Below are 26993 nucleotides of genomic sequence, written 5' to 3'. Positions count from 1 at the left end.
CCATCGGGCATGGGACACGACGCGCTGGAGACCACCGAAAGGCGACGCCAGCGAGCAGTCGAGAGCCTCGGGCTCACCGGACGTCGCGAGGAGCGCTTCGACCGGATCGCCCGGCTCGCCCGCAAGGTCCTCGACGTCGAGTGGGCCTCGATCACGGTGCTGGATCACGACCAGGCGTGGTTCCCGGGCGCCGGCGGGTTCCCGGGCCGGCCGGTCCCACGCGACGAGACCTTCTGCGACCGCACCACGTCCGTCGGTGACCTCGTCGTGGTGCCGGACGCAACCCAGGATCCGCGCTTCTCCGATCTCCCGGCCGTCTCCGAGATGGGGGTCCGGTCGTACGCCGGCGTACCGCTGCGCGACCCGGCGGGCAATATCGTCGCGGTGTTCTGCATCTACGACCGAGCCGTCCGATCGTTGGACGAGGAGGAGGTCCAGACGCTGGAGGACCTCGCCGCATGGGCGCAGCAGGAGCTCGTGTCCTCCGGCGAGATGCAGCGTGCCGGCCAGGTCCAGGCCTCGATGCTGCCGGCGAAGCCGATCCGGGTCGGCGAGTGGGAGCTCAACGGGACCTGTGTGCCGGCCCTCGCCGTCGGCGGGGACATGTTCGACTACGCGGTCGGCAACGGCGTCGCGCACGTCGGGCTCGGTGATGTCATGGGCAAGGGCACCGGCGCTGCCCTGCTCGGGGCCGGTGTCCGGACCGCGCTGCGTGGCACCCATGACGCGGTCGTCAACGGTGTGGACCTCGGCATCACCGTCACGCAGGTGGCCCGCAGCATGACACCCGACCTGATGCGTGCCGAGTCGTTCGTGACGCTGTTCGAGGCGGCGGTCGACCTCGACGATGGCTTCGTGCGCTACGTCGACGCCGGCATGGGCCTGTGCCTGGTGGTGCGCGCGGACGGGACCGTCGACCGGCTCAGCAGCGACGACCTACCGCTCGGCGTGCTCCCCGACGACCACTGGAGCGAGCAGAGCACGACGCTCGCGCCGGGCGACCGGCTGCTGCTCTTCAGCGACGGCCTGCTGGACCTGATCGACGACCCCGAGCACTGGTGGCAGCCGATCGGCGCGCTGGTGGCGGAGCACGACGACACCACCAACCTGCTGTCCGCGATCGTGCGGCTGGCCGTCGAGCGGAGCCAGCTCGACGACGTCACCGCCGTCGCGGTCTACCGCCGTCCCGCGCCGGCCTGAGCAGCACGGTGCCGACGACACCCAGCCACGCGGTCGTGTAGAGCAGGCTGGCCAGCTCGTCGGTGGGGTGGTGGGCGCCCTGATAGAGCCGGGCCAGCGCAACGCCGAGCGGCACCAGCAGGAGCAGCCAGATCCACGGGCGGGAGCGCGGTATGAGCAGGGACACCACCAGCGCGGTGCCGCCGTACACGGCGCTCGCGGTCGCGACGTGCCCTGAGGGGAAGCTGGCGTCCGGGACCAGCCCGGGGTCGAGGATCCGCACCGGCGGCCGCACGCGAGTGATCACCAGAGTGGTCACGGCGTAGAAGCCGCCGATCCCGGCCAGCACGAGCGCGAAGAACGCGGCCGGGCGGATCGAGCGCCGCCACAGCGAGAGGGCGGCGGCGACGACCGTCGCGACCGCCGCGCCGACCACGGTCTCGCCGAGGAACGTGCCCACGTCCGCGACCGTGTTCAGGTCCGCGGTGCGCTCCCCTGCGAACCAGCGCACGGCGTCGTTGTCCCAGGGGTCGACCGAAGACTGCAGCGGGCTGGTGATCAGCCAGCCGACGGCGACGACCGCACCGAGGATCACCGCCCAGGCGGCCACCACCGTCGCGGCCGCCCGCCACCAGTCAGTCGTCGTCATCGTCGGCGTCGAGCAGCCCCGCACGGCGCGCCTCGGCGACGATCCGACGGACGTTCTCGATCGCGCCGCAGTCGGCGTCGATCTGGGCGTTGCGCTCCTCGACGAAGAGCCGGCCGAGCTCGGCGCGCACCTGCGGCCCGACCTCCTCCCGGGCTGGGTTGAGGATCGTCAGCTCCTCCTCGGTGAGGTGGTGGTTGACCAGGCGGGCCAGCTCCTCGACCGCGTCGTCGAACGCCTGGGTGTCGGTGCCCTTGAGGTCGAGCACGGCGAGCAATGCCTCGTTGCCCTCCGCGTGCTCCTCGATCCCGTGGTCGGCCTCCTCGTCGTCGACCGCGTTCTTGCGCTTGAGCTTGGGATAGACGTGCTTCTCCTCGGCCTCGGCGTGCGCCACGTGCAGGGTGGCGAACGCGCGGCGCACCGCGTCGCGGTCCGTGCTGCTGTCCCGCAGGTCGCGCAGGAGCGCCTCGAAACGGCGGTGGTCGTCGAGGATCAATTCCACGACGTCGCCCTGCACGGGCCGGCCCAGATCGATGTTCGTCATGGGCGGACCGTATCCGCGGAGCGTCCCGCGCAAACCGCGCCTCACGCCCGGCATGGAACCGGCCACCGCAGGTTACGGTCAGCACGTGCCCCGCCGACTGCTCGTCATCCGGCTCGTGGTGCTTCTGACCGCCCTCCTGGGGGTCAACTACGTCGCGTGGCGGTGGGTGTTCTCGGTCAACTGGGACGCGTGGTGGATCGCGGTCCCCCTCGTGCTGGCCGAGACCTTCAGCCTGGTCGACTCCCTGCTCTTCGGCCTGGCGATGTGGCGACTCAAGGAGCGCGGTGAACCGCCCCCCGCCGCTCCCGGGCTCACCGTCGACGTCCTGATCGCGACGTACAACGAGCCCATCGACCTGGTGATGCGCACCGCGCGGGCGGCGCTGGCGATCGACTACCCGCACCGCACCTGGGTCCTCGACGACGGCAACCGTCCCGAGATGCGGGAGGCCGCCGAGGCCGAGGGCATCGGCTGGATCACCAGGTCGGCCGAGTGGGCCGGGATGCCCCGGCACGCCAAGGCAGGCAACCTCAACAACGCGCTGCTGGTGACCGAGGGCGAGTTCCTGCTGATCCTCGACGCCGACCAGGTGCCGCTCCCCGCGATCCTCGACCGCACCCTCGGGTACTTCGAGGACCCGCAGATGGCGCTCGTGCAGACGCCCCAGTGGTTCGCCAACGTCCCCGACGACGACCCGCTCGGCAGCCAGGCACCACTGTTCTACGGACCGATCCAGCAGGGCAAGGACGGCTGGAACGCCGCGTTCTTCTGCGGGTCCAACGCGATCATCCGGCGCGAGGCGCTCATGCAGTTGGGCGTCTCCCGCTACGCCGACGCGGTCGAGGCGGGCGTGCAGCGCGCGCTGCGGACGGCTCGGTCGGTGCTGCGACAGGCGCGCCGCGGGCTCGGCCCCGACGACGACGCCGTACGCCGGGCGCTCGACTCGATCGAGTACGACATCTCCCGCGCCCGTCGCGAACTGGCCCGGGGCGAGGCGCTGATGGACGTGACCTACCGGTTCCAGCAGCGGGTGGCCTCGGTGCGCCGTGAGCTGGTGGCGGCCGACCTGACCGCACTGCAGAGCGACCTCGCGGCGATCGCGGAGCTGGAGCGCAGCGCAGGCGAGGCCGACGACGGACTGGCCGGCATCGACCTCGGCGCCCTCGACCAGCTCTCCGCCCGCGACTGGTCCCCACTGGGTGCCGTCGAGACCGTGCAGGCTCTGGTCGATGCCGTCGACGTCGACCTCGGCTCGGAGGCGCAGCCGATCATGCCGATGGCGACGATCTCGGTCACCGAGGACATGGCCACGTGCATGCGGCTGCACGGGCTGGGCTGGCGGACGGCGTACCACCACGAGGTGCTCGCCCACGGCCTCGCGCCCGAGGACCTCCCGACCATGCTCACCCAGCGGTTGCGGTGGGCGCAGGGCACGGTGCAGGTGATGTTCCGGGAGAACCCGCTCCTGCAGCGTCGGCTCACCTGGGGCCAGCGACTGATGTACTTCGCGACCATGTGGAGCTACCTCTCCGGCTTCGCGGCCCTGGTCTACCTCGCCGCGCCGATCATCTACCTGACGGTCGGGGTGCTGCCGGTGCGGGCGCTCAGCACCGAGTTCTTCATCCGCCTGGTGCCGTTCCTCGTGGTCAACCAGTTGCTGTTCCTAGTGGTCGCGGCCGGCCGGCCGACCTGGCGCGGCCAGCAGTACTCGCTGGCACTCTTCCCCGTCTGGATCAAGTCCTTCACGTCGGCGTTCGGCAACGTGTTCCTGGGCCGCTCGCTGGACTTCGCGGTGACCCCGAAGACCCGCCAGGAGGTGGACCGGCCGCCCTGGCACCTGGTCCGGCCACAGCTGCTCGCGATGGCCGCCCTCGTGGTGGCTGCGATCATCGGCGTGGTGCGCGTCGGCACCGGCCACGCGGGCGCCGCAGGCACGGCGTTCAACATCGCGTGGATCGGGTTCGACCTCGCGATCTTCTCGGTGATCATCAAAGCCGCCCGCTACCGCGGGTTCGACCCGGCCGCCACGGCACCCCCCACAGCCCGCAGAGGAGCAGCATGATCGAGTTCGCTGTCGACACCACCGCCGAGGGAGTCGGCGTCGTGACCCCGAAGGGGCGTCTCAACATGGCGTCGGCCCGAGGGCTCAAGGAGGTCCTGGACGGCCTGGTGGCCGGCGGGACGTCGCGCATCGTCGTCGACCTCGCGGAGACGACGTTCCTCGACTCCTCGGGCCTCGGCGCCCTGATCGCCGGCCTCAAGTCGGCCCGCCAGGCCGGTGGCGACCTGCGGGTCGCACGGCCGACCGAGGCCGTCACGACGGTGTTCAAGCTGACCAACCTCGATCGGGTGCTGAGGCCCCGCGACACCGTCGAGGGGGCCTTCGATGCCTGAGCCGACGATCCCAGGTCCCGACGCCGACGACGAGCGCCGGATCGAGCTCTCCGCCCCCGCGACCCCCGAGATGATGCAGATGGTCCACGCAGTCCTCGAGCAGCTCTGGGCCAACCACGAGGACGTCGCGATGGTCGACCGGATCCGGTTCGAGACCGCCGTCATCGAGGTCCTCGGCAACATCGTCGAGCACGCCTACCGGATCGAGTCCGGCGGCTCCGAGCGCCGCTTCGACGTCCGGCTCACCGCCACCGACGACGCACTGATCGCGTCCTTCGGTGACGACGGCATGCCGGCGTCCATCGACCTCAGCGACGTCGTGATGCCCGATGAGGAGGCCGAGTCCGGTCGTGGCCTCGCGCTCGCGATGGCCGCGGTCGACGAGATCTCCTACGACCGGTCCGCGGGCCGCAACCACTGGCGTCTGACGTGCGTGCGGCAGCGAGGCTGATCGGCCTGCGCCGGTGGGGTCGAGGCCTAGCCCGCCGGCGTGGTGTCGACGCCCTCGAGCTCGTCGCGGTCGACGACCCGTCGGGCCAGCACCCGGTAGCGGTAGACCTGGGTGAGGCCGACCGCCCAGAGCACGTACTGGGCGCTCATCGCCCACCGGAACGCCGCGGGCCCGTACGACGCGCCGGTGCCGGGCGTCCGCCAGTCGAGGATCAGGCCGATCGAGATCACCAGCAGCAGGCTGGCGAGGAAGCCGCCCTGGTTGATGATGCCGCTCGCGCTGGCCAGCCGCTCGTCCGGGTTGGACGTACGCCCGACGTCGAAGCCGATCATCGACGCCGGGCCCCCGACGCCGACCACCGTCACGAGCAGGACCAGCAGCCACATGGGCGCGTTGCCAGGCCAGGCGAGGACGACCGTCCAGACGGTGACGATCGACGCGACGATCGTCAGCACGGTCGTCGAGCGGTGCCACGGATGGGCGCCGACCAGCCAGCCGAGCACCGGACCGGCGCACATCACCGCGACCACCATGATCGTCAGCAGCACGCCCGCCGCCGACGGGCTCAGGCCCTCGCCGCGGACGAAGTACGGGTAGCCCCACAGCAGGCTGAGCGCGGTGGCGCTGAACTGGGTCACGAAGTGCATCCAGAAGCCCAGCCGGGTGCCGGGATGGGCCCACGACGCCGCGAGGCTGGTGCGCACCGCGGAGAGTGAGAGCGCCGGACCGCGTAGGTGCGTCACCTGCGGTGTGTCCCGCACGACCGCGAGCAGCGCGACGGCGAGGAAGACGCCGAGCGACGCGGCGACGAGGTAGGCGGTGGTCCAGCCCAGCTCGCGCAGCGCCCAGGTCATCGGCACGGCCGCGCCGATCGCCCCCATCTGGCCGAAGGTGCCGGTGAGCTGGGTGATCAGTGGGATCCGCCGGCCGGGGAACCACGAGGCGACCAGCCGGAGGACGCAGATGAAGGTCATCGCGTCGCCCATGCCGACGAACACGCGGGCGAGCAGCGCCAGGCCGTACGTCGACGACAGCGCGAAACCGGCCTGCGCAACGACGAGGATCAGCGTGCCGGTCAGCAGCACGCTGCGTGGACCGAACCGGTCGACCAGCAGCCCCACGGGGATCTGGAGCCCGGCGTACACCAGCAGTTGCAGCATCGTGAACGTCGCCAGCTGCGCGGCGGAGATGTCGAACCGATCGGTCGCCGCGAGGCCCGCGACCGCCAGCGACGAGCGGTGGAACACCGCGACCAGGTAGACCAGGAGGCCGACCACCCAGACCGCATAGGGGCTGCGGAGGCTCGGCGTCACCGGGGGATTCTAGGTTCGACGTCTGCGGATGCCCGAATCTGCGAGGTGGTTTCGAGGCTCAGGCCTGGCGGCCTTCGCACCTCAACCACCGGGACGGTGGTCACGGCCGCCTGACGGTGGTTGAGGTGCGAGCGAAGCGAGCCTCGAAACCACCTCAGTCGAGGCAGAACTCGTTGCCCTCGGGGTCCTGCATGACGATGTGGCCGGCGCCCATCGGTGGGCTCGGCTCGTGGCGCTCGACCCGCGTGGCGCCCAGCGCGACCAGCCGGTCGCACTCGGTCTCGAGGGCGGCCATCCGCTCCTCGCCCTGGAGGCCGGGAGTGGCCCGGACGTCGAGGTGGACGCGGTTCTTGACCGCCTTGCCCTCGGGAACGCGCTGGAAGAACAGCCGTGGCCCGGCGCCCGCGGGGTCCTCGGAGGCCGAGGCGCTGTTGCGCAGCTCGGCCGGCAGCGTCTCGGAGAACGCGTCCCACGAGTCGAAGCCCGGTGGGGGCGGTGGCAGCTGGTAGCCGAGCACCTCGTTCCAGAACAGGGACAGCGCGCGGGGGTCGGCACAGTCGAAGGTCACCTGGACCTGCTTGACGGTCGTCACTTCGCACCCGCCTCCATCATCTGCCTCAGCTCCTTCTTGAGGTCGTTGATCTCGTCACGCAGCCGGGCGGCCACCTCGAAGTGCAGCTCGGCGGCCGCGCCCTTCATCTGGTCGGTGAGCTCCTGGATGAGCTGGGCGAGCTCGGCGCTCGGCAGGCCGGCCAGGTCGGTCGTGTGCTGGCCCGCCTCGCCGCCGGCCATCCGGGAGAGCCCGGGCACCGGCGCCTTGCGCTTCTTGGGGTCCTGGCTCTGCCAGGTCTCGAGCAGCTCCTGGGTGCTCTCCTCCTCGCGGGCCAGCATGTCGGTGATGTCGGCGATCTTCTTGCGCAGCGGCGTCGGGTCGATGCCGTGGGCGGTGTTGTAGGCAACCTGCCTGGCCCGGCGCCGGTTGGTCTCGTCGATGGCCGACTCCATCGACGGGGTGATCCGGTCGGCGTACATGTGCACCTGGCCGGAGACGTTGCGGGCCGCGCGGCCGATCGTCTGGATCAGCGACTTGTCGGAGCGGAGGAAGCCCTCCTTGTCGGCGTCGAGGATCGCGACCAGCGACACCTCGGGCAGGTCGAGGCCCTCGCGCAGCAGGTTGATGCCGACGAGCACGTCGTACTGGCCCAGACGCAGGTCGCGGAGCAGCTCGATGCGCTTGAGCGTGTCGACCTCGGAGTGCAGGTAGCGGGTGCGGATGCCGGCGTCGAGGAGGTAGTCGGTGAGGTCCTCGGACATCTTCTTGGTGAGCGTGGTGACCAGCACCCGCTCGTTCTTCTCCACCCGCAGGTTGATCTCGTGGATCAGGTCGTCGATCTGGCCCTTGGTCGGCTTGACCACGACCTCGGGGTCGATCAGGCCGGTGGGGCGGATGATCTGCTCGACGCATGATCCCCCGACCTTGTCGAGCTCGTAGTTGCCCGGCGTCGCGGAGAGGTAGATGGTCTGCCCGATGCGGTCGAGGAACTCCTCCCACCGCAGCGGCCGGTTGTCCATCGCGCTCGGCAGCCGGAACCCGTGGTCGACCAGGTTGCGCTTGCGGGACATGTCGCCTTCGTACATGCCGCCGATCTGCGGCACCGCGACGTGGGACTCGTCGACGACCAGCAGGAAGTCCTCGGGGAAGTAGTCGAGCAGGCAGTTGGGCGCCGAGCCGCGGGTGCGGCCGTCGATGTGCATGGAGTAGTTCTCGATGCCCGAGCAGGAGCCGACCTGGCGCATCATCTCGACGTCGTACGTCGTGCGCATCCGCAGCCGCTGCGCCTCCAGCAGCTTGCCCTCGCGCTCGAACTTGGCGAGCTGGTCCTCCAGCTCGAGCTCGATGCCGCGGATCGCCCGCTCCATCCGCTCCGGGCCGGCGACGTAGTGGGTCGCCGGGAAGATGTAGAGCTCCTCGTCCTCGGTGACGACCTCGCCGGTCACCGGGTGCAAGGTCATCATCCGCTCGATCTCGTCGCCGAAGAACTCGATGCGGACCGCGAGCTCCTCGTAGACCGGGAACACCTCGAGGGTGTCGCCGCGGACCCGGAACGTGCCGCGGGTGAAGGACATGTCGTTGCGGGTGTACTGGATCTCGACCAGGCGGCGCAGGATCGAGTCGCGGTCGTGCTCCTCACCGACCTTGAGCCGGATCATCCGGTCGACGTACTCCTGCGGCGTGCCGAGGCCGTAGATGCAGGAGACCGTGCTGACCACGATCACGTCGCGCCGGGTGAGCAGGCTGTTGGTCGCGGAGTGGCGCAGCCGCTCGACCTCCTCGTTGATCGAGGAGTCCTTCTCGATATAGGTGTCGGTCTGGGGGACGTAGGCCTCGGGCTGGTAGTAGTCGTAGTAGGAGACGAAGTACTCGACCGCGTTGTCGGGGAACAGGTGGCGCAGCTCGTTGGCGAACTGCGCGGCCAGCGTCTTGTTGGGCTGCATCACCAGCATCGGCCGCTGCACCTGCTCGGCGACCCACGCCACCGTGGCGGTCTTGCCGGTGCCGGTCGCACCGAGCAGCACGACGTCCTGGACCCCCGCCTGGAGCCGCTGGGTGATCTCCTTGATCGCCGCGGGCTGGTCGCCGGACGGCTGGTAGTCGGAGACCACCTTGAACGGCGCCACCCGGCGTTCGAGATCGGTGACAGGTCGCATGGAGTCGAGCGTAGACGGGCCCGCCGACAGTGGCGCGGGCGTCGACGGGCGACCGCTAGATTGGCCTCGTGAGCAGCCGCATGTCGATCGCCGAGCGGGTGCTCCGGGTCTTGCGGCGCACGCTGCTGACGGTCGTCGGCATCCAGCTGGCGATCGCGATCGGCATGTCACTGGTCGACTCCTACCGCCGGCGCGGCAAGAAGCCCAAGCCGTTCCCGGTCACGACGCCGCGCGAGGTGCCCGTGGGCGACGGGGCGCTCACGACGTACACCTACGGCCAGGACCTCTTCGACGCGATGATCGAGGCGATCGACGGGGCGCAGCGGCAGATCCTCTTCGAGACCTACATCTGGAAGGGCGACGAGGTCGGCGAGCGGTTCAAGGCCGCGCTGGCCGCGGCCGCCGCGCGCGGCGTCGAGGTCTACTGCATCTACGACGGCTTCGCGAACCTCGTGGTCTCCCCGCGGTTCCTCCGGTTCCCGGCGGCGATGCGGGTGCTGCGCTACCCCGTGTACCCCGCCGGGCTGCGGTTCTACGACCTGCGCCGCTACGGCCGCGACCACCGCAAGATCCTCGTCGTCGACGACGCGGTCGGGTTCGTCGGCGGCTACAACATCGGTACGGCGTACGCCACCGAGTGGCGCGACACGCACGTGCGGATCACCGGCCCGGGCGTGTGGGACCTCAAGCGGGCGTTCGCGGACTTCTGGAACCTCAACCGGCGGCGCCGGCTCGGCACCAGCGAGCGGCCGCTGCTGCTCGAGACCGCGTCGACCTGGGAGCCGCAGATCCGGATCCACCGCAACGTGCCGCGGCTGTGGATGTTCCCGATCCGGGCGATGTACATCGAGGCGATCAACCGGGCCTCGACGAACGTCTGGATGACCCAGGCCTACTTCCTGCCCGACCAGGACTTCGTCGACGCGATGAAGGACGCCGCCGAGCGCGGGGTCGACGTGCGCCTGCTGCTCCCCCACAAGTCCAACCACATCGTCGCCGACTGGCTCTCGCGCGGCTACTTCTCCCAGCTGATCGAGTCCGGCGTGCGGATCTTCCGGTTCCGCGACGCGATGGTGCACGCCAAGACCGCCACCATCGACGGCACCTGGTCGACGGTCGGTACGGCGAACATCGACCGGCTCAGCCTCACCGGCAACTACGAGATCAACGTCGAGATCATCGACCCCGGCTTCGCTGAGACGATGGAGGAGATCTACCGCACCGACGAGTCGAACTCCCTCGAGCTCACCCGCGCCGAGTGGGAGGCCCGCGACCTGCACCGGAAGTTCACCGAGGCGCTGCTCGGGCCGCTGCGGCCGCTGCTCTGAGCGCCCGGCCGTCCTAGCGCGGGCTCGGGATGTTCATCACCGAGCTGAGCTGGAGCGCCTTGGCCCGGTCGCCCTTCACCTTGAGCTGGCCCTTGACCACCCCGGCGAGCGGGTTGAGGTGGCCGGTCGCGAGGCGGAGGTAGTCGTGGGCGTGGCAGGTCACCGTCGCGTCGCGGTCCTCCCCCTCGTCGCCGGGGGTCACCGTCGCGACCCCGTCGGACACCCGCACGAGGTAGCGCTCGACCTCGCCGCTGGGGTTGCCGAGCAGCCGGAACCCGACCGCGACCTCGACGCCGCGGGCCCGATCGGGGTCGACGAACTCCGGGAGCCGCCGGAAGATCTCGCCGAGCACCACCGGGCGGAATCCGGAGGACATGACCTTCTCGAGGTGCTGTCGGGGCGCGTGCTTGAGCGCGGTCGCGACGTCGACCGGGTCGAGCGCGGTGGGGTCGACGGCCACGCCGTCGGTGCCGGGCACCCGGAAGATGCCGCCCACCGCGAGCGCCAGGTCGGCGTCGCCCTCGATGTCGAGCTTGCCGGAGAGGTACTCGAGGCCGGCGTTGCGCTCGCCGCTGACCAGCCGGACGAACCGCAGGACGCTGGTGCGGAGCACCACGTCGACCGGCCCGTGGGGGTCGTCGACGATCTCGATCTCGCCGCCGGTGAACCGCAGCGCGTGCCGTTCCAGCAGGTGGCCGCGTCGCTCCAGGTCGATCCGCACGGTGCCGTGCAGGGTCCCGAGCCGCTCGGGGACGGCGTACTCGTGCAGCCGCCGGAGGATGCCGAGGATGGCGGCGGGCCGGATCTCGTCGCGGCCGATCAGTCCGAGCAGGTCGTCGTCGGAGGTCGCGGCGACGGCCGCGACCAGCGACTCCGGGTCGGCCTCGGCGAAGAACGCCGCGGCGTCGTCGGCGTCGGCGGTGTGCAGAGCTTCCAGGTCGAGTGGCATCAGGTCCTCGTCACCGTCGCAGGGAGATGGGTGCGCGGCGCCATCCGGGGCCCGTGCCGCTCGCGCCGTCCCGCGACGAGCGCCAGCAGCACCGGCACCCGCCCCCGGTGCGGTCGCCACGGCTCGAGGAACTCGGCCATCTCGTCGTCGTCGAACGCCCGCCCCGCCACGGCCCAGCCGACGTCCTTGGCCACGTGGTAGTCGCCGAACGAGACCGCGTCGGGGTCGCCGTGGGCGCGCTGACGCACCTCGGCCGCCGTCCAGACGCCGATGCCGGGCAGCGTGGTCAGCCGCCGCTCGACCTCCTCGCCGGGCAGCCCGGCGGTGCGCTCCAGCGCACCGGCGACCCGGGCCGCGGTCACGAGCGCCCGGGACCGTGCGGGGTCGACGTGCATCCGCAGCCACTCCCACGACGGGACCTGGCGGATGGTCTCGGCCGACGGCTGCACCCACAGCCGCAGCTCGTCGACGGGGCCCGGGGCCCGCTCGCCGAAGCGGTGCACGAGCATCCGGAACCCGGCGAACGCCTCCTGCCCGGTGACCCGCTGCTCGATCACCGCGGGCACCAGCGACTCCATCACGAGGCCGGTGCGACCCAGCCGCCAGTGGGAGTAGCGGCGCCAGCCCTCCGCGACGACCGGGTGGAGCGTGGGGTCGAAGCCGGTCACGTCGTCGTCCGCGCCGAGCAGCGCGGGCAGCCGGTCGAGGACCCAGTCGGCGCAGGGTCCCCACGCCTCCGCGTGGACGACGCCGTCGGACGGGCGGGCCCGGACCGCGAGCGTGGCCGGCCCGTCCGGCGTGCGGATGCCGCGCCAGTGGGTGTCGCCTTCGATGCGGTACGTCGGGTCGCCGGCGCCGCGGCGGTGGACGCCGAGGATCGAGCCCACGGGACACGGCCACGCCGGCCGCCACTCCCGCACCTGCCCCGTCACGCCCGCGAGGCTACCCCGACGACCCGACAGTGGAACACGTTCTAGTCTTCGGCCATGACCTTGCCCTCAACGACGCTGCAGATCGAGGACCGCAACCGGGTCCGCACGCTCACCCTCAACCGGCCCGAGTCACTCAACGCCTTCAACGAGGAGCTGTACGACGCCACCACGGACGCGCTGCGCGCCGCGGCCGAGGACCCCGAGGTCGCGGTCGTCCTGCTCACCGGCGCGGGCCGCGCGTTCAGCGCCGGCACGGACCTGCTCGAGATGCACGCCCGGGCCACCGACCCGGCGTTCGTCCCGGGCCGGCACGGCTTCGTCGGGCTGGTCGACGCGCTCGCGGACCTCCCGAAGCCGCTGGTCTGCGCGGTCAACGGTGTCGGGCTCGGGATCGGCACCACGGTCCTGGGCTTCGCCGACCTGGCGTTCATGTCGACCACCGCCCGCCTGAAGTGCCCGTTCACCAGCCTGGGGGTCGCCCCGGAGGCGGCGTCGTCGTACCTCCTCCCCCGGCTCGTCGGGCGGCAGGAGGCCGCCTGGGTGCTGCTGTCCGCGGAGTGGGTCGACGCGCAGCAGGCCCTCGCGATGGGTCTGGTCTGGCGGCTCTGCGAGCCCGTCGACCTGCTGGCCGAGGCGCGCCGGCACGCCGAGGTGCTCGCCGCGCGGCCGATCTCCTCGCTGGTCGCGGTCAAGCGCACGATGACCGAGCCGCTGCGCGCCGGCATCGCCGCCGCCCGCGAACGCGAGAACGCCGCGTTCGCCGAGCTGATGGGCGGTCCGGCCAACCTCGAGGCGCTGACGGCGTTCGCCGAGGGCCGCGAGCCCGACTTCACCCGCCTCTGACCCTCGCGCCGACGGTCGTCACTCGAGGCGGAACGTGGTCCGGTACGCCGACGGGGTGACCCCGAGGGCGCGGTGGAAGTGCCGGCGCAGGGTGGCGGCGGTCCCCATGCCGCACCCCGCCGCGACCTGGTCGATCGAGGCGTCGGTGCGCTCGAGGAGCTCCTGGGCACGCGCGATCCGCTGCTGGTGCAGCCACTCGAGCGGCCCAGTCCGGAGCTCGGCCCGCATCCGGCGGGCGAGCTGGCGGGTGCTGAGGTTGGCGTGCCCGGCGAGGTCGCGCACCGTCAGCGGCCGGTCGAGCCTGGCCCGTGCCCACTCGAGGGTCGGGGCGAGGCCGTCCGCGGCGCGCGGCTCCACGGGCGCCGCGATGAACTGCGCCTGGCCGCCGCTGCGGTGCGCCGGCACGACGAGCCGCCGGGCCAGCCCGTTGGCGGCCGCGGCCCCGAGGTCGCGACGCACCAGGTGCAGGCAGAGGTCGAGCGCCGCGGTCTTGCCCGCCGAGGTGAGCACGTCGCCCTCGTCGACGTAGAGCACGTCGGGCCGGACGTCGACCAGCGGGTGGCGGCGGGCCAGCTCCTCGGCGTGCATCCAGTGGGTCGTCGCGACCCGGCCGTCGAGCAGGCCGGCCGCCGCCAGGACGAACGCGCCCGTGCACAGCGACGCGACGCGGGTGCCGCGGGCCCCGGCCGCGCGCAGCGCCTCGACGAGCTCGAGGTCGGGGCCGTCGGACAGGTCGGCCGCCAGGTCGTCGGAGGAGGGCACGAGGACCGAGTCGGCCCGGGCGATCTCGGCGTACGACGCGGTCGGGAGGTGGCTCAGCCACGGGTGCGGCGCGCCGTCGTGCGTGCAGACCACCACGTCGTACCACTCGCCGGTCGCCGACAGGTCGGAGCGGTCGACGCCGAAGACCTCCGCGGCGATCGCGACCTCGTAGAGCATCGCGGAGCCGGGCATGACCAGCGCGATCCGGGGCATGTCCCAAACTGTACGACCGATGTCGTTCGCGACACTCGTCCGGCACGTCGCGGGCCTCCACGATCGTCTCGTGAACGCCACCGATCGAGTCCTCGTCTACGGCGCCACCGGTCACACGGGGCGCTTCGTCGTCGACGAGCTGCTGCGCCGCGACCTCGTCCCGGTGCTGGCCGGCCGCAGCGCCGAGCGCCTGGCCGCGGTCCCGCCCCGGCACGCGGCCCTGGACCGGGTGGTCGTCGGCCTCAAGGATCCCGGCCGGCTCCGGGGCGCGGTCGCCGGGGCAGCGGCGGTGATCAACTGCGCCGGGCCGTTCCTCGACACCGCGCTCCCCCTGGCCCGCGCCGCGGTCGAGGCCGGCGCCCACTACCTCGACGTCACCGCCGAGCAGCCGGTCGTGCAGGCGGTCTACCGCGACCTCGACGGGCTGGCGCGGACCGCGGGCGTCGCGGTCGTGCCCGCGATGGCCTTCTACGGCGGGCTCGCCGACCTGCTGGTCACCGCCGCGCTGGAGGGTGGCTCGCAGGCCGACGAGGTCGAGGTCGCAGTCGGGCTGGACCGCTGGTGGCCGACCGCCGGCACCCGCGCCACCGGGGCGCGCAACACCTCGACCCGGCTGGTGATCCGCGACGGCGAGCTGGCCGCGCTGGAGGATCCCGCCCCCGCCGGCACCTGGCACTACCCGCCGCCTCTGGGCAACCAGCCGGTCGTGCAGCTGCCGTTCTCCGAGGTGGTCACGATCGCGCGTCACCTCGAGGTGGGCGAGCTGCGCTCGCATCTCAACACCGCCCCGCTCGACGACCTCCACGACGCAACCACCCCGGCGCCGACCGCGACCGACGAGGACGGGAGGTCCGCCCAGCGGTTCGTGGTGGACGTCGTCGTACGCCGGGGTGCGGATGCCCGGCGCAGGTGCGCGACCGGGCGCGACATCTACGCCGTCACCGCGCCGATCGTCGTCGAGGGAGCCGCCCGCCTCTTGGACGGGCGGCACCGCGGGGCCGGAGCCGCGGCGCCCGGCGAGGCGTTCGACGCCGCCGACGTCCTCACCGCGCTCGAGACCGCCGGTGCCATCACGGTCCGGTGACCCTCAGCCGAGATCGGCCTCCGCGGTCGTGACGGTGCCGGCCTCCCGGCCGGGCGCGGTCTGATAGCTCCAGTACATGTTGGTGTGGGCGATCACCAGGTCGGGCGTCGGCGCGCCGTACGAGCTCAGGTCCTCGGTGGTGTGGGCGTCGGTCACGAGCACCGTGTCGTAGCCGCGGACCAGGGCGCCGTGCAGCGTGGACCGGATGCACGCGTCGGTCTGCGCACCGCTGACGACGAGGCGGCCGGCCCCGACCCGGGCGAGCACGTCCTCGAGGTCGGTGTCCTCGAAGGAGTCGCCGTACCTCTTGTGGACCACGGGCTCGCCGTCGGCGGGCACCAGCTCGGGGACGAGCCGCCACGGCTCGGTGTCGATCGGGAGGTGCTCGCTGGAGTGCTGGACCCACACCACCGGTGTGCCGGCGGAGCGCGCCTTGTCGACGAGCGTGGCGATGTTGCCCACGACGCGGTCGCGCTCGTGGGCCTCGGCGACGACGTCGTTCTGGACGTCGACGACGAGCAGGGCGGTGTTCGGGCGGTTCGAGAGAGTGGTCATGGGACGACCGTAGGGGGCAAACTGGACGATCTACTTCCTCATCAGGAGCACCGATGTCCGAGACCAGCCCGACCGCCCGCGCCCTGCTCGCGCTCGAGGCCCTGCAGGACTCCCCCGGCATCACCGCCGAGCGGCTCGGCCGGCGCCTCGGGGTCACCTCGCGCGCGGCCCGGCGGTACGTCGAGATCCTCCGCGAGGCCGACATCCCGGTGGAGTCGCTGCGCGGGCCGGACGGCGGCTACCGGCTCGGCCGGGGCGTCCGGCCGCCGCCGCTGCGGTTCGGCCCCGACGAGGCGCTCGGACTGGTGATGGCCGCCCTCGACGGGCAGCACGACGCCGCCGACCCCGCGGGGCCGGTCGGCCGGGCGCTGGGCAAGCTGCTCGGCGCGCTGCCGCGGTCCGTGGCAGCCCAGGCGGACGCGGTCCGGCGTACCGCCACACCGGTCCCGCAACGCTCGCCGGCCCGGCCGGACCCCGCCGCCACCGTCGCGCTCGTCGAGGCGTGCGCGGCCCACCGGCGGGTGCGGCTCGACTACCGCACCGAGGCCGGCAACGAGCGGGTCCTCGAGGCCGAGCCGTGGGCGGTGGTGGTGCGCTACGGCCGCTGGTACCTGCTGTGCCGCTCGGTCGCCGTCGACGCGGTCCGGACCTACCGCATCGACCGGGTGGCCGGCGTGGAGACCCTCGCCGAGACGTTCGACCCGCCGCCGGACCTCGACCCGGTCACGGTCCTGGAGGACAACCTCGGGGCGGGCTGGGAGCACGACGTCCGCGTGCTCGTCGACGCGCCGATCGCGCAGGTGGCTGCGGTCATCCCGCGCACGATGGGCCGACTGGAGGAGGTGGACGCCACCACGACCCGGCTGGTCGGCTCGACCCGCAACACGACGTCGTACGCCGAGCAGCTGACGATGCTGCCCGGCCCGTTCCACATCGAGGAGGGCGAGGAGGTGCGGACGGCGGTCGCCGCGCTCGCCGACCGGCTCAGTGCGGCAGCCCGACGCTCGCCGGCGGCTCGGTGAGCACCCGCAGGGCCAACCGGGTGGTCTCGGGGACGCCGAGGTGCCCGACCACCCGCGACACCCGGTCGGGGTCGAGCGGGAGCAGCCCGGGGCTGCCGGGCACGTCGGGGGTGAGGCCGAGGTCGAGGTCGGTGCGGCCCGACATCATCGAGAGGTTGAACTCGAAGCGCTCCCGGGCGCCCGGTGCGGTCAGCCGGGCGAGCAGGGTCGAGCCGATGCGGCGCAGGCCGTTCTCCTCGCAGTAGGAGTCGATCGTGGCCACCAGGGTCGCGCCGGCGCAGTGGTCGATGTCCGCCCAGACCGCCCGCATCGAGCCCATCTGGGACAGCAGCACCGGGGCGGTCTTCTCGCCGATGCCCGGGACGCCCGGCAGGTTGTCGCTCGCGTCGCCGCGGAGCGCGGCGTACTCCAGGTAGTGCTCGGCCGCGATGCCGTAGAGCGCGTACAGCCGGGCCGGGTTGAGCAGCGGCGAGCCCGCGATGCCGCCGGTGATCAGGCGCAGCACCTCGGTGCGCTCGCTGATGTGCGCGAACGCGTCGCGGTCGGAGGTGATCAGCACGCACCGCCAGCCGTGCCGCTCGGCCCAGGTGGCGGCCGACGCGTTGACGTCGTCGGCCTCGAGCCCGTCGGGCGTCACCGTGAGCATGCCCAGGGCGTCGAGCAGCGCGGCGGCGCGCTCGAGCTGGTCGACGAGCGCCGGGTGCTTCTCGGCGCGGCCCGCCTTGTACGCCGGGTAGGCGGTCTCGCGCACCGACGTGCGCCGGTCGTCGAGCCCGAACAGCACCGCGTCGGGAGCGAACTGGTCGATCGCCTCCAGGATCTGGCGCAGCATCCCGTGCAGCGCCCACGCCGGACGGCCGCCCGCGTCGAGGAGCCCGGACTCGTGGCGGGCGTGGTGGTTGCGGTGCAGCAGCGACGGGGCGTCGACGGCCAGCAGCAGGCGGTCCTCGGTCGCGTCGCTCACAGCAGCCCGATCGAGGCGGCGTGCCGGCGTACGGCGTCGCTGTCGGCCGCGACCACGAACGGCACGTCGTGGTCCCATCCGTCGATGACCCGCTCGACGCGCCCGTCGCCGGGATCGAGCCGCACCTCGCGGATGTAGACCGCGCGGATCCGGCCCGGGTGGGCGCGCACGATGTCGGCGTAGATCTCGGGATCGTGCTCGCCGGAGTCGCCGATCAGCACGAACGCCAGCTGCGGGTGGAGCGCGAGCACCTCCTCGATCCGCTCGTGCTTGCGGTCGCGGCCCGCACGGGTGCCGAGCAGGTCGCGCAGCAGCAGCGGGCCCAGCGGGAAGTCGCGGTGCCGGAGGAACGCGAGCAGGAACGCGTGGAGGTTCCAGGGGCTGGAGGAGATGTAGAAGAACGGGTTTGCGCCGGCCTCCAGGTCCCGGTACAGCTCGGCGGCTCCCGGGAACGGCGTCCGGGTGAGCGCCGAGCCGGTGAAGGTCTGGCGCAGCATCAGCCCGACCCGCTGCACGCCGGTCTCGATGATCGTGTCGTCGACGTCGGAGATCACGCCGTACGCCGCGTCGGGGCCGGGCACCCGGACCCGTAGCGCCGTGGCGTGCGGCTCGGTCAGTCCGCGATAGTCCCCGGCCAGCTCGACGAGGCCGTCCTGCCAGGGGTGCTCCGGGTGGGCGGGGTGGAGCCGGACCCGGAAGTAGCCCTCCCGGTCGGTGAGGGTGTCGGCGGAGACGTCGCCCACGGTGACGCGCAGCGGCACGCCGGGCAGCTCGTCGGTGACGAACTGCCGCAGGCTCCGGCGTACGGCGGCCCCGACGCCCTCGCCCGCCACGGCGTCGCTGATCGGCGGGTCGTCGAGCACGCGGCCGCGCACGACCACGCCCTCGGACCCGCCGTGCCCGAGGTAGGGCTCGATGCGGAAGTCGGCCGGCGGCCCGGACGCGGTGCGGCGCAGGCGGGCGGAGTCCCAGGCGTGCTCGAGGTCCACCACGAGGCGCCGCATCCGTCCCACGGGGACACCGTAGGCGGTGCCGCCCGCCGGCGGACCGGTCGGCCGGTCAGTGTGTCGGTCAGCCGGCCAGGTAGTCCCGGACGTTCGAGGGCAGGCCGAGGACCACCGCGCGACCGCCGTGCTCGACGCTGAGCCCACGGTCCGTCAGCGCCAGGTCCCAGCGGTGCAGGTCGAGCCGGACGCGCAGCGACTCCAGCAGCATCGCTGCGCGCTCCCCCGCATCGAGCGGCTCCTGGTTGGTGGCGAGGATGATCTCGAAGGCGAGCTCACCGGGGTTGAGCTCTCCGAGCTGCTCCAGGACGTCGTCGAGGTCGATCAGCGTCGGTGCGAGCAGCAGGTCGGTGATGTCGTGGGGTCGCACGGTCATGGCCGAGCCTCCTTCCGCCTCCGACGCTAGTGCGCCGGACGGGCGGGCACACGGGGCCAAGGTCCCCTAGCGGGGGTCCTGACTGCTGTCGGCGCGATCGTCTTGAATGGGCTCCGTGCTGCTCGCCGACGTCGTCGCCACCTCCGCCACGGTCGCCGCCACCCGGTCCCGCAAGGCCAAGGTCGTGGCGATCGCCGACCTGCTCGCCCGGGCCGGCACGGCCGAGCTCGAGACCGTGACGGCGTACGTCGCCGGCTCGCTGCGCCAGCGCCGCACCGGCCTGGGGTGGCGGGGGCTCACCGAGCTGCCACCGCCCGCGGACACGTCGACGCTGACGGTGCTCGAGGTCCACGAGGCGTTCGAGCGGATCGCCGGGCTCGCCGGCGCGGGGTCGCAGGCCGCCCGGTCGGCCGCCGTGGCCGACCTCTTCGGGCGGGCGACGGCCGAGGAGCAGCGGTGGCTGCGCGGCGTGGTCACCGGCGAGGTGCGCCAGGGCGCGCTCGACTCGCTGGTGCAGGAGGGCGTGGCCGCGGCAGCCGGGGTGCCGCTCGCCGAGGTGCGCCGGGCGGCGATGCTCGCCGGGTCGACCGTGGCGGTCGCGGCGGCGGCGTTCGAGGGATCCGGGGCTCTGGGTGCGGTCGGCCTGCACGTCGGCCGTCCGGTGCTGCCGATGCTCGCCTCGAGTGCGCCCGACCTCGCGGCGGCGCTGGTCAAGGCCGGGGGCGGCGAGGTCGCCGTCGACACCAAGCTCGACGGCATCCGCATCCAGGTGCACCGCTCGGGCGCCGAGGTGGTCGTCGCGACCCGGTCGCTGGAGGACATCACCGCCCGGCTGCCCGAGGTCGTCGAGGTCGCGCTCGCGCTGCCCGCGTCCTCGTTCGTGCTGGACGGCGAGGCGCTGGCGCTCACCGAGGGCGGCCGGCCGCGCCCGTTCCAGGAGACCGCGTCCCGCACGGCCATGGGAGAGGGCGTTGCGGTGACGCCGTACTTCTTCGACGTGCTGCACCTCGACGGTGTCGACCTGCTCGACGCGCCCGCGGCGGAGCGGACGGCCGCGCTCTCGCGGCTCGTGCCGGTCGAGCACCGGGTGCCGCGGGTGGTCACCGCCGACGTGGCGGTGGCCGAGGAGTTCCTCGCCGAGGCGCTGCGCTCGGGTCATGAGGGCGTCGTGGTCAAGGGCCTCGCCGCGCCCTACGAGGCGGGCCGGCGGGGTGCGTCCTGGGTCAAGGTCAAGCCGGTGCACACGCTCGACCTGGTCGTGCTCGCGGTCGAGTGGGGCTCCGGCCGGCGCCAGGGCTGGCTCTCCAACATCCACCTCGGTGCCCGCGACCCCGAGACCGGCGGCTTCGTGATGCTGGGCAAGACGTTCAAGGGCATGACCGACGAGATGCTCGCCTGGCAGACCGAGCGGTTCCAGGAGCTGGAGACGTCGCGGTCGTCGTACGTCGTGCACGTGCGACCCGAGCAGGTCGTCGAGATCGCGTTCGACGGCGTGCAGCGGTCGACGCGCTACGCCGGCGGCGTCGCACTGCGGTTCGCGCGGGTGGTGCGCTACCGCGACGACAAGCCGGTGAGCGAGATCGACACGATCGAGACGGTCCGGAGCTTCCTCGGCTGACGCGGCGCTCGTCACACCCGTGCAACTGGCAGTTGCACGGCCGTACGATGGGTCCATGACCAGCACCACCCCGGACACCGACGGCCGCCGATCGGCGGCCGCGGCACGACGCCGGGCCCGCGAGAAGGACATCATCGCCGCCACCCGGGCGCTCTTCGACCAGCGCGGCGTCCGCGACGCGCAGATCGAGGACATCGCCAAGGCGGTCGGCATCAACCGCGCGATCGTCTACCGGCACTTCACCGGCAAGGAGGAGCTGTTCGCGCTGACGCTCGTCGGCTACCTCGACGAGCTGCGCGACGCCCTCGCCGCGGCGGCCGAGACCTCGGCCGACCCGCACCAGCGGCTGACCGCGCTGGTGGGCGCGTTCGTGGAGTACGGCGTGGCCCACCCGGCGTTCGTCGACTGCGCGCAGACGTTGATGCGACGTACCGGACCCGAGCTGTTCGACGAGATGTCCGAGGGCGCGATGCTGCGCCTGGGCCGGAGCATCTCCTCGTGCCTGGCCACGCTCAGCCAGGTGCTCGAGGACGGAGTCGAGGCCGGCGCGTTCAGGGTCGAGGACCCGACCCTGCTCGCCAACACCCTCTACGCCAGCGGCCTCGGCGCGCTCCAGCTCGCGCGGGTCGGCATCCTGGTCAAGGAGGCCGCACCCGGCGTCCCGACGGTCGGCCGCATCTCCGCCGAGCAGGTGCGCGACTACCTCGTCGCCTCCGCGCTGGCGCTCGCCTCGCGCTGACGACGCGACCGGGCGGCAGCCGGGCTCAGCGCTCCAGGATCGCCACGACCCCCTGGCCACCGGCAGCGCAGATCGAGATCAGCGCCCGGCCGCTCTTCGCGTTCGAGGCGGCCCGCTGGGCGACGAGCTTGGCGGCGACGTTGATGATCCGGCCGCCGGTGGCGGCGAACGGGTGGCCCGCGGCCAGCGAGGAGCCCTTGACGTTCAGCTTGGTGCGGTCGATGGAGCCGAGCGGCGCGTCCAGGCCGAGGCGCTCCTTGCAGAACACCGGGTCCTCCCAGGCCTTCAGCGTCGAGAGCACCTGCGAGGCGAACGCCTCGTGGATCTCGTAGAAGTCGAAGTCCTGCAGCGTCAGGCCGTTGCGGGCGAGCATCCGCGGCACGGCGTACGCCGGCGCCATCAGCAGGCCCTCGCCGCCGTGCACGTAGTCGACGGCCGCGGTCTCGGAGTCCACGAAGTAGGCCAGCGGCTCCAGCCCGTGCTCCTCGGCCCACTCCTCGCTCGCGAGCAGCACCGCCGAGGCGCCGTCGGTGAGCGGCGTGGAGTTGCCGGCGGTCATCGTGGCGGCCTCGCCGCGACCGAAGACCGGCTTGAGCTTCGCGAGCTTCTCGGCGGTCGAGTCGGCACGGAGGTTGTTGTCGCGCTCCATTCCGCGGAACGGCGTGACCTGGTCGTCGAGCCAGCCCTCGTCGTACGCCGCCGCCAGGTGCTGGTGCGACGCGGCGGCGAGCTCGTCCTGCTCCTCGCGGCCGACCTGCCACTCCAGCGCCGTGAGCGCGGCGTGCTCCCCCATCGACAGGCGGGTGCGCGGCTCCCCGTTCTGCGGGATCTCGAGCCCGATGTCGCCGGGCCGGATCGCACCGAGGGCGAGCACCTTGCCCTTGGTGTCGCGGGCGGCGTTGACCTTCATCAGCTTCTTGCGCAGCCGGTCGCTGATCGCGACGGGCGCGTCGGAGGTGGTGTCGGTGCCGCCGGCGATGCCGGCGTCGATCTGCCCGAGGGCGATCTTGTTCGCGACCTGGATCGCCGCCTGCAGGCCGGTGCCGCAGGCCTGCTGGATGTCGGTCGCGGGCGTCTCCGGCGCCAGTTTGGAACCGAGCACCGACTCGCGGGCCAGGTTGAAGTCACGGGCGTGCTTGAGCACCGCGCCGGCGACGACCTCGCCGAGCCGCTCGCCGTGCAGGCCGAACCGGTCCACCAGGCCGTCGATCGCGGCGGTGAGCATGTCCTGGTTGGACGCCTCGGCGTACACGGTGTTGGAGCGGGCGAACGGGATGCGGTTGCCGCCGAGCACGGCGACGCGACGGGTGTTGCCGGAAGTCTTGGCTGCCATGGGGTTCATCCTGCGTCGGGGAGGGAAATGAGAGAAGGACATGAGGGCCAGATCACGAAATCTGGACTCTGAGTTACACAAGGAGTTACATACCCGCCATGAACGACTTCTACCAGGGGTTCACCCAGTCCGCGATCGGCAAGCAGCTCACCAAGCTGCTCGGCCTCCCCGCACCCGCCACGCTGGAGCGGTACGCCGAGGGCGCGCCGCTGGTCGACGGCACCGTCGGCATCGGCGGCCGGGGCCGGCTCGCGGAGTCCCTGGCCGGCATCCTCGAGACCCTCGGCGTCGCCTCGGCCGAGCCCACGGCGGGCGACGGTGCGACCTACAAGGGTCTGGTCTTCGACGCGACCGGGCTGACGTCCTCGGAGGACCTCGTCGCGCTCCGCGACTTCTTCACCCCGCTGCTGCGCAGCCTCGACCCGTGTCCGCGGGTGGTCGTCCTGGGCACCCCGCCCGAACAGGTCGCCGGCGGCGAGCGGGTGGCCCAGCGCGCGCTCGAGGGCTTCACCCGCAGCCTCGGCAAGGAGATCGGCCGAGGTGGCACCGTGCAGCTCGTGTACGTCGCGGCCGGCGCGGAGGCTGCGGTGCACAGCACGCTGGCGTTCCTGCTCTCCCCCAAGTCCGCCTACGTCTCCGGCCAGGTGGTCCGCATCGGCGCCCACGGCGCCAAGGACGCCGAGCGGGTGGCCGACTGGCTGCGCCCGCTCGAGGGCAAGGTCGCGCTGGTGACCGGCGCCAGCCGCGGCATCGGCGAGCAGATCGCCCGGGTGCTCCACCGCGACGGCGCCACGGTGGTCGGGGTCGACGTGCCCCAGGCGGCCAGCGAGCTGCAGGGCGTGATGAAGGAGCTCGACGGCGACCATCTCGTGCTCGACATCACCGCTAAGGACGCGCCGCAACGCCTCGCGCACCACCTGAAGACCAAGCACGGCGGCGTCGACATCGTCGTGCACAACGCCGGCATCACCCGCGACCGCAAGCTCGCCAACATGATGCCCTCGGACTCTGCTGGATCTCGGGGAGGCGACCGCTTCGAGCAGGTGATCGCGGTCAACCTCACCGCGCCGGAGCGGATCACCCGCGAGCTCCTCGACCAGGGCGTGATCAACGACAACGGCCGGGTCATCGGCGTCGCGTCGATCGCGGGCATCGCCGGCAACGTGGGCCAGACCAACTACGCCGCGTCCAAGGCCGGCGTGATCGGGCTCGTGGACTCGCTCGCCGACGAGCTCGACCGCGGCATCACGATCAACGCGGTCGCACCCGGGTTCATCATCACGCAGATGACCGCGGCCGTGCCGTTCGCGACCCGCGAGGTCGGCCAGCGGCTCAATGCGATGGCGCAGGGCGGCCTGCCGGTCGACGTCGCCGAGACCATCGCCTGGTACGCCAGCCCCGGCTCCACCGCCGTCAACGGCAACGTCGTCCGCGTCTGCGGCCAGATGATGCTGGGTGCCTGACGTGCTGACCGACCGGCTGCCGACCATGGTGAAGGCGGCGCTCCCCGCCGTCCCCGGACTCAACCTCGTGCCCGGCGTCCGCAAGACCGGCGGGCCACTGCCCGAGCGCACCCTGGACCGCCACGACGTGCCGCTCGACGGCGACCACGTCGCGCGGTACGCCGAGATCTGCGGCTTCCCGCGCAAGGACACCCTGCCGCTCCCCTACCCGCACCTGCTCGCGTTCGGGATGCACATGGAGATCATGACGGCGGGCGACTTTCCGTTCCCCGCGATCGGCACCGTGCACCTGGAGAACTCCATCACCCAGCACCGCCCGATCGCCCTCACCGAGGACCTCCAGGTCACGGCCTACGCCGACAACCTCCGCCCGCACGCCAAGGGCCAGGTCTTCGACATGGTCACCCGGGTCCACTCGCGCGCCGAGCTGGTGTGGGAGGAGACCTCGACGTTCCTTCGTCGCGGCCACGGCACCGAGGGCGCACCGAGCGGCGCCTCGTACCCGGACGCCCCGGCCACCGGCACCACCTGGCGGCTGCCGGGCGACCTCGGTCGGCGCTACGCGTCGGTGTCCGGCGACCACAACCCGATCCACCTCTACGGACTGACCGCGAGGGCGTTCGGCTTCCCGCGCCAGATCGCGCACGGCATGTGGTCGATGGCGCGCTGCGTCGGAGCGCTGGAGAACCGGCTGCCCGACCAGGTCCACGTGGACGTCGCGTTCAAGAAGCCGATCCTGCTCCCCGGCACGGTCGCCTTCGGATCGCGGCACCTCACGGAGCGCGAGGGTGGGCCGGGCTACGCGTTCTCGTTGACGGACCCCCGCTCCCGCGCGCCGCACCTCACCGGCTCGGCCACCGCGGGCTAGCCTCGGCAGCGCCATCACGTCGACGATCGGGAGAAGACATGGCCGAGCACGGAACTCCGGGCAGCCACGGTCAGGGCCTGGACTGGTTGACGCCGATCGCGGCCGGGATCGCCGGCCTCACCCTGGCCACGCTCGGTCTCCTGACCTCCGCGTCCTGGACCCTGACGGTCCAGGGCTGGCTCAACCGCAACGGCTCGAGCTCGTTCAGCGACGGCGTCGTCCTGACCGGGCTCGTCCAGGTGGCGGTCGCCGGAGGTGCGCTGCTCCTGGCCAGGCGTGCGCTCCGCAGCCTCGAGCCCGCGGCCCGGCACCTCGGCGGCGCGGCCGTCGTCGTGGGCGGGGTCGGGATGCTCGTGGCGGTGCTGACCGTGCTGGTCGGCATCGCCGGGTTCTGACCGACATCCCCCGAAGGATGCAAGCGGCGGGGTTCGTCCGCAGGATGCTCGTGAGGGCCGCTGGACCTTCCTAGCGTCGGAGACGTCGACCGCACGGGTCGGCCTCCTCTCGGAAGGACTCTCCATGCTCCCCCTTCGACGCACCCGGCAGGCGGCCGCGGCGGCCACCACGCTGACCCTGCTCGCCGGCCTCGTCGCGCCCACGGCGACCGGATCGACCCCCGACCCCGGCCCGCTGCCGGCACCCGCGGCCGCGGACCGGGTCCAGCAGCAGCTGGACAGCCTCGTCAGCAGCTCGGGCTTCCCGGGCGCGATCGCCACGGTGCGCGACGCGCAGGGCGAGGTCCGCACCTACACGACCGGCACCGGCGACCTGAGGACCGGGGCTCCGGTCCCGACGGACTCCCAGGTGCGGATCGCCAGCAACACGAAGATGTTCACCGCGGTCGTGGTCCTCCAGCTGGTCGGCGAGAGCCGGGTCCGGCTCGACGCGCCGGTCGAGCGCTACCTGCCCGGCATCGTGCGCGGGCACGGGAACGACGGCCGGAAGATCACCGTGCGGAACCTGCTGCAGCAGACCAGCGGCCTCCCCGACTACGACTCGATCGTCACCGACGGCGGCGGTGACCTGCGCGCGATCGCGCACACCTACTTCGAGCCGCGCCAGCTCGTCGACTCCGCGCTCGGCGAGCGGCGGCACTTCAAGCCCGGCGCCGAGTGGGAGTACAGCAACACCAACTACATCCTGCTCGGGCTGCTGACCCAGCGGGTCACCGGCCGTCCGATCGGCGAGCTGATCACTCAGCACATCATCGAGCCGCTCGGGCTGGAGGACACCTACTGGCCGGAGGCCGGCGAGCAGGTGATCCGGGGCACCCACCCGCACGGCTACCTCGCCGACGGCCCGGACGGCGGGTGGCGTGACATCACCGACCTCGACCCGTCGCTGGGCTGGGCCGCCGGCCAGCTGGTGTCGACGCCGGGCGACCTCGGCCGGTTCATGCAGGCCCTGCTCGGCGGTGAGCTGCTGCAGCCCGCCCAGCAGGCGCAGCTGACGCGCACCGTCGCCGCGCCGGACTTCGATCCCGACCCGGGCTGGCGCTACGGCCTCGGCATCGCCCGCACCCGGCTCGACTGCGGGCCGGTCGCCTGGGGCCACGGCGGCGACATCCAGGGCTTCGAGACCCGCAACCTCGTGACCGACGACGGGCGCTGGGCGGTCGTGACCGTCACCGGCCTGCCGTCGACGCTCCAGATGGTGTCCGACGTGGACGGCGCGGTCGAGAGCATCCTCTGCGCGGTCTGAACC

General features: G+C 72.5%; 27 protein-coding genes. 14 read left to right on the top strand and 13 right to left on the bottom strand.

Annotated features, from left to right (window positions below; genetic code table 11):
* Positions 1-9 precede the first annotated feature (9 nt).
* Entirely contained in the window at positions 10-1200 is a 1191-nt protein-coding gene (locus tag QQZ14_RS15995) for a PP2C family protein-serine/threonine phosphatase (RefSeq protein ID WP_284535351.1), read from the top strand.
* Here QQZ14_RS15995 and QQZ14_RS15990 read toward each other — a convergent pair.
* Entirely contained in the window at positions 1160-1828 is a 669-nt protein-coding gene (locus QQZ14_RS15990) for a phosphatase PAP2 family protein (protein WP_284535350.1), read from the bottom strand. The genes QQZ14_RS15995 and QQZ14_RS15990 overlap by 41 nt on opposite strands.
* Positions 1815-2369, bottom strand: a complete 555-nt coding sequence (locus tag QQZ14_RS15985) for a hemerythrin domain-containing protein (RefSeq protein ID WP_284535349.1) — start codon at positions 2367-2369, stop codon at positions 1815-1817. The genes QQZ14_RS15990 and QQZ14_RS15985 overlap by 14 nt, the downstream gene beginning before the upstream one ends.
* A gap of 85 nt (positions 2370-2454) precedes the next feature.
* Here QQZ14_RS15985 and QQZ14_RS15980 point away from each other — a divergent pair, with 85 nt between their 5' ends.
* From QQZ14_RS15980 to QQZ14_RS15970, 3 genes are read left to right on the top strand one after another with little or no spacing between them, the layout of a single operon-like run.
* Positions 2455-4431, top strand: a complete 1977-nt coding sequence (locus QQZ14_RS15980; RefSeq protein WP_284535347.1) for a glycosyltransferase family 2 protein — start codon at positions 2455-2457, stop codon at positions 4429-4431.
* A complete protein-coding gene (locus QQZ14_RS15975; RefSeq protein ID WP_284535346.1) occupies positions 4428-4763 on the top strand; it encodes an STAS domain-containing protein in 336 nt (111 codons plus the stop codon). Before QQZ14_RS15980 ends, QQZ14_RS15975 begins: the two co-directional genes overlap by 4 nt.
* On the top strand, positions 4756-5214 hold the full coding sequence (locus tag QQZ14_RS15970) for an ATP-binding protein (RefSeq protein WP_284535345.1): 459 nt from the start codon (positions 4756-4758) through the stop codon (positions 5212-5214). Before QQZ14_RS15975 ends, QQZ14_RS15970 begins: the two co-directional genes overlap by 8 nt.
* A gap of 26 nt (positions 5215-5240) precedes the next feature.
* On the opposite strand, the gene QQZ14_RS15965 is transcribed toward QQZ14_RS15970, so the two are convergent.
* The 3 genes from QQZ14_RS15965 to uvrB all read right to left on the bottom strand — a co-directional run bounded on the left by QQZ14_RS15965 (position 5241) and on the right by uvrB (position 9236).
* Entirely contained in the window at positions 5241-6527 is a 1287-nt protein-coding gene (locus tag QQZ14_RS15965) for an MFS transporter (RefSeq protein ID WP_284535344.1), read from the bottom strand.
* 154 nt (positions 6528-6681) lie between these two features.
* Entirely contained in the window at positions 6682-7119 is a 438-nt protein-coding gene (locus QQZ14_RS15960) for a VOC family protein (protein WP_284535343.1), read from the bottom strand.
* Positions 7116-9236, bottom strand: a complete 2121-nt coding sequence (uvrB, locus tag QQZ14_RS15955; protein WP_284535342.1) for an excinuclease ABC subunit UvrB — start codon at positions 9234-9236, stop codon at positions 7116-7118. Before uvrB ends, QQZ14_RS15960 begins: the two co-directional genes overlap by 4 nt.
* Positions 9237-9316: 80 nt before the next feature.
* On the opposite strand from uvrB, the gene QQZ14_RS15950 reads away from it, so the two are divergent.
* Complete coding sequence (locus tag QQZ14_RS15950) at positions 9317-10564, top strand: phospholipase D-like domain-containing protein (protein WP_284535779.1); 1248 nt, start codon at positions 9317-9319, stop codon at positions 10562-10564.
* Positions 10565-10577: 13 nt separating this feature from the next.
* On the opposite strand, the gene QQZ14_RS15945 is transcribed toward QQZ14_RS15950, so the two are convergent.
* Both QQZ14_RS15945 and QQZ14_RS15940 read right to left on the bottom strand, forming a co-directional pair.
* A complete protein-coding gene (locus QQZ14_RS15945; protein WP_284535341.1) occupies positions 10578-11513 on the bottom strand; it encodes an SCP2 sterol-binding domain-containing protein in 936 nt (311 codons plus the stop codon).
* The gene (locus QQZ14_RS15940) at positions 11513-12445 is read right to left on the bottom strand and encodes a DNA-3-methyladenine glycosylase family protein (protein ID WP_284535340.1); all 933 of its coding nucleotides are present in this window, start codon (positions 12443-12445) and stop codon (positions 11513-11515) included. Before QQZ14_RS15940 ends, QQZ14_RS15945 begins: the two co-directional genes overlap by 1 nt.
* Before the next feature lie 54 nt (positions 12446-12499).
* Here QQZ14_RS15940 and QQZ14_RS15935 point away from each other — a divergent pair, with 54 nt between their 5' ends.
* Positions 12500-13288, top strand: a complete 789-nt coding sequence (locus QQZ14_RS15935) for an enoyl-CoA hydratase/isomerase family protein (protein ID WP_284535339.1) — start codon at positions 12500-12502, stop codon at positions 13286-13288.
* A gap of 18 nt (positions 13289-13306) precedes the next feature.
* Here QQZ14_RS15935 and QQZ14_RS15930 read toward each other — a convergent pair whose 3' ends face one another.
* The gene (locus QQZ14_RS15930; RefSeq protein ID WP_284535338.1) at positions 13307-14263 is read right to left on the bottom strand and encodes a GlxA family transcriptional regulator; all 957 of its coding nucleotides are present in this window, start codon (positions 14261-14263) and stop codon (positions 13307-13309) included.
* A gap of 70 nt (positions 14264-14333) precedes the next feature.
* Between QQZ14_RS15930 and QQZ14_RS15925 the strand changes: the two genes are divergently transcribed.
* Complete coding sequence (locus tag QQZ14_RS15925) at positions 14334-15347, top strand: saccharopine dehydrogenase NADP-binding domain-containing protein (RefSeq protein ID WP_284535337.1); 1014 nt, start codon at positions 14334-14336, stop codon at positions 15345-15347.
* Positions 15348-15350: 3 nt separating this feature from the next.
* Here the strand turns inward: QQZ14_RS15925 and QQZ14_RS15920 are convergent, their stop codons facing one another.
* Complete coding sequence (locus tag QQZ14_RS15920; protein WP_284535336.1) at positions 15351-15902, bottom strand: cysteine hydrolase family protein; 552 nt, start codon at positions 15900-15902, stop codon at positions 15351-15353.
* Positions 15903-15955: 53 nt separating this feature from the next.
* Between QQZ14_RS15920 and QQZ14_RS15915 the strand changes: the two genes are divergently transcribed.
* Entirely contained in the window at positions 15956-16924 is a 969-nt protein-coding gene (locus tag QQZ14_RS15915) for a helix-turn-helix transcriptional regulator (protein WP_284535335.1), read from the top strand.
* Here QQZ14_RS15915 and QQZ14_RS15910 read toward each other — a convergent pair.
* The 3 genes from QQZ14_RS15910 to QQZ14_RS15900 form a co-directional block, all read right to left on the bottom strand.
* Positions 16887-17888, bottom strand: a complete 1002-nt coding sequence (locus tag QQZ14_RS15910) for a 5'-3' exonuclease (RefSeq protein WP_284535334.1) — start codon at positions 17886-17888, stop codon at positions 16887-16889. The two genes, QQZ14_RS15915 and QQZ14_RS15910, sit on opposite strands and share 38 nt — an antisense overlap.
* Positions 17885-18892, bottom strand: a complete 1008-nt coding sequence (locus tag QQZ14_RS15905) for an App1 family protein (RefSeq protein ID WP_284535778.1) — start codon at positions 18890-18892, stop codon at positions 17885-17887. Before QQZ14_RS15905 ends, QQZ14_RS15910 begins: the two co-directional genes overlap by 4 nt.
* Positions 18893-18959: 67 nt before the next feature.
* Positions 18960-19268: a hypothetical protein gene (locus tag QQZ14_RS15900; protein ID WP_284535333.1), complete on the bottom strand. Its 309-nt coding sequence runs from the start codon at positions 19266-19268 to the stop codon at positions 18960-18962.
* Between the two features lie 106 nt (positions 19269-19374).
* On the opposite strand from QQZ14_RS15900, the gene QQZ14_RS15895 reads away from it, so the two are divergent.
* Both QQZ14_RS15895 and QQZ14_RS15890 read left to right on the top strand, forming a co-directional pair.
* Complete coding sequence (locus QQZ14_RS15895; protein WP_284535332.1) at positions 19375-20886, top strand: ATP-dependent DNA ligase; 1512 nt, start codon at positions 19375-19377, stop codon at positions 20884-20886.
* Between the two features lie 55 nt (positions 20887-20941).
* The gene (locus tag QQZ14_RS15890; protein WP_284535331.1) at positions 20942-21625 is read left to right on the top strand and encodes a TetR/AcrR family transcriptional regulator; all 684 of its coding nucleotides are present in this window, start codon (positions 20942-20944) and stop codon (positions 21623-21625) included.
* 25 nt (positions 21626-21650) lie between these two features.
* Here the strand turns inward: QQZ14_RS15890 and QQZ14_RS15885 are convergent, their stop codons facing one another.
* Positions 21651-22958, bottom strand: coding sequence for an acetyl-CoA C-acetyltransferase (locus tag QQZ14_RS15885; RefSeq protein WP_284535330.1), 1308 nt, complete (start codon positions 22956-22958; stop codon positions 21651-21653).
* Between the two features lie 98 nt (positions 22959-23056).
* Between QQZ14_RS15885 and QQZ14_RS15880 the strand changes: the two genes are divergently transcribed.
* The 4 genes from QQZ14_RS15880 (at position 23057) to QQZ14_RS15865 (ending at position 26990) form a co-directional block, all read left to right on the top strand.
* Positions 23057-24421, top strand: a complete 1365-nt coding sequence (locus tag QQZ14_RS15880; RefSeq protein WP_284535329.1) for a 3-oxoacyl-ACP reductase — start codon at positions 23057-23059, stop codon at positions 24419-24421.
* Complete coding sequence (locus QQZ14_RS15875) at positions 24414-25289, top strand: MaoC family dehydratase (RefSeq protein WP_284535328.1); 876 nt, start codon at positions 24414-24416, stop codon at positions 25287-25289. Before QQZ14_RS15880 ends, QQZ14_RS15875 begins: the two co-directional genes overlap by 8 nt.
* Before the next feature lie 38 nt (positions 25290-25327).
* Positions 25328-25684, top strand: coding sequence for a hypothetical protein (locus QQZ14_RS15870; protein WP_284535327.1), 357 nt, complete (start codon positions 25328-25330; stop codon positions 25682-25684).
* A 124-nt stretch (positions 25685-25808) separates the two neighbouring features.
* On the top strand, positions 25809-26990 hold the full coding sequence (locus QQZ14_RS15865) for a serine hydrolase domain-containing protein (protein WP_284535326.1): 1182 nt from the start codon (positions 25809-25811) through the stop codon (positions 26988-26990).
* Positions 26991-26993 lie beyond the last annotated feature (3 nt).

The sequence above is a fragment of the Nocardioides sp. T2.26MG-1 genome, from assembly GCF_950101795.1.
Lineage (GTDB): Bacteria > Actinomycetota > Actinomycetes > Propionibacteriales > Nocardioidaceae > Nocardioides.
This window is presented reverse-complemented; position numbering and strand designations above follow the sequence as displayed.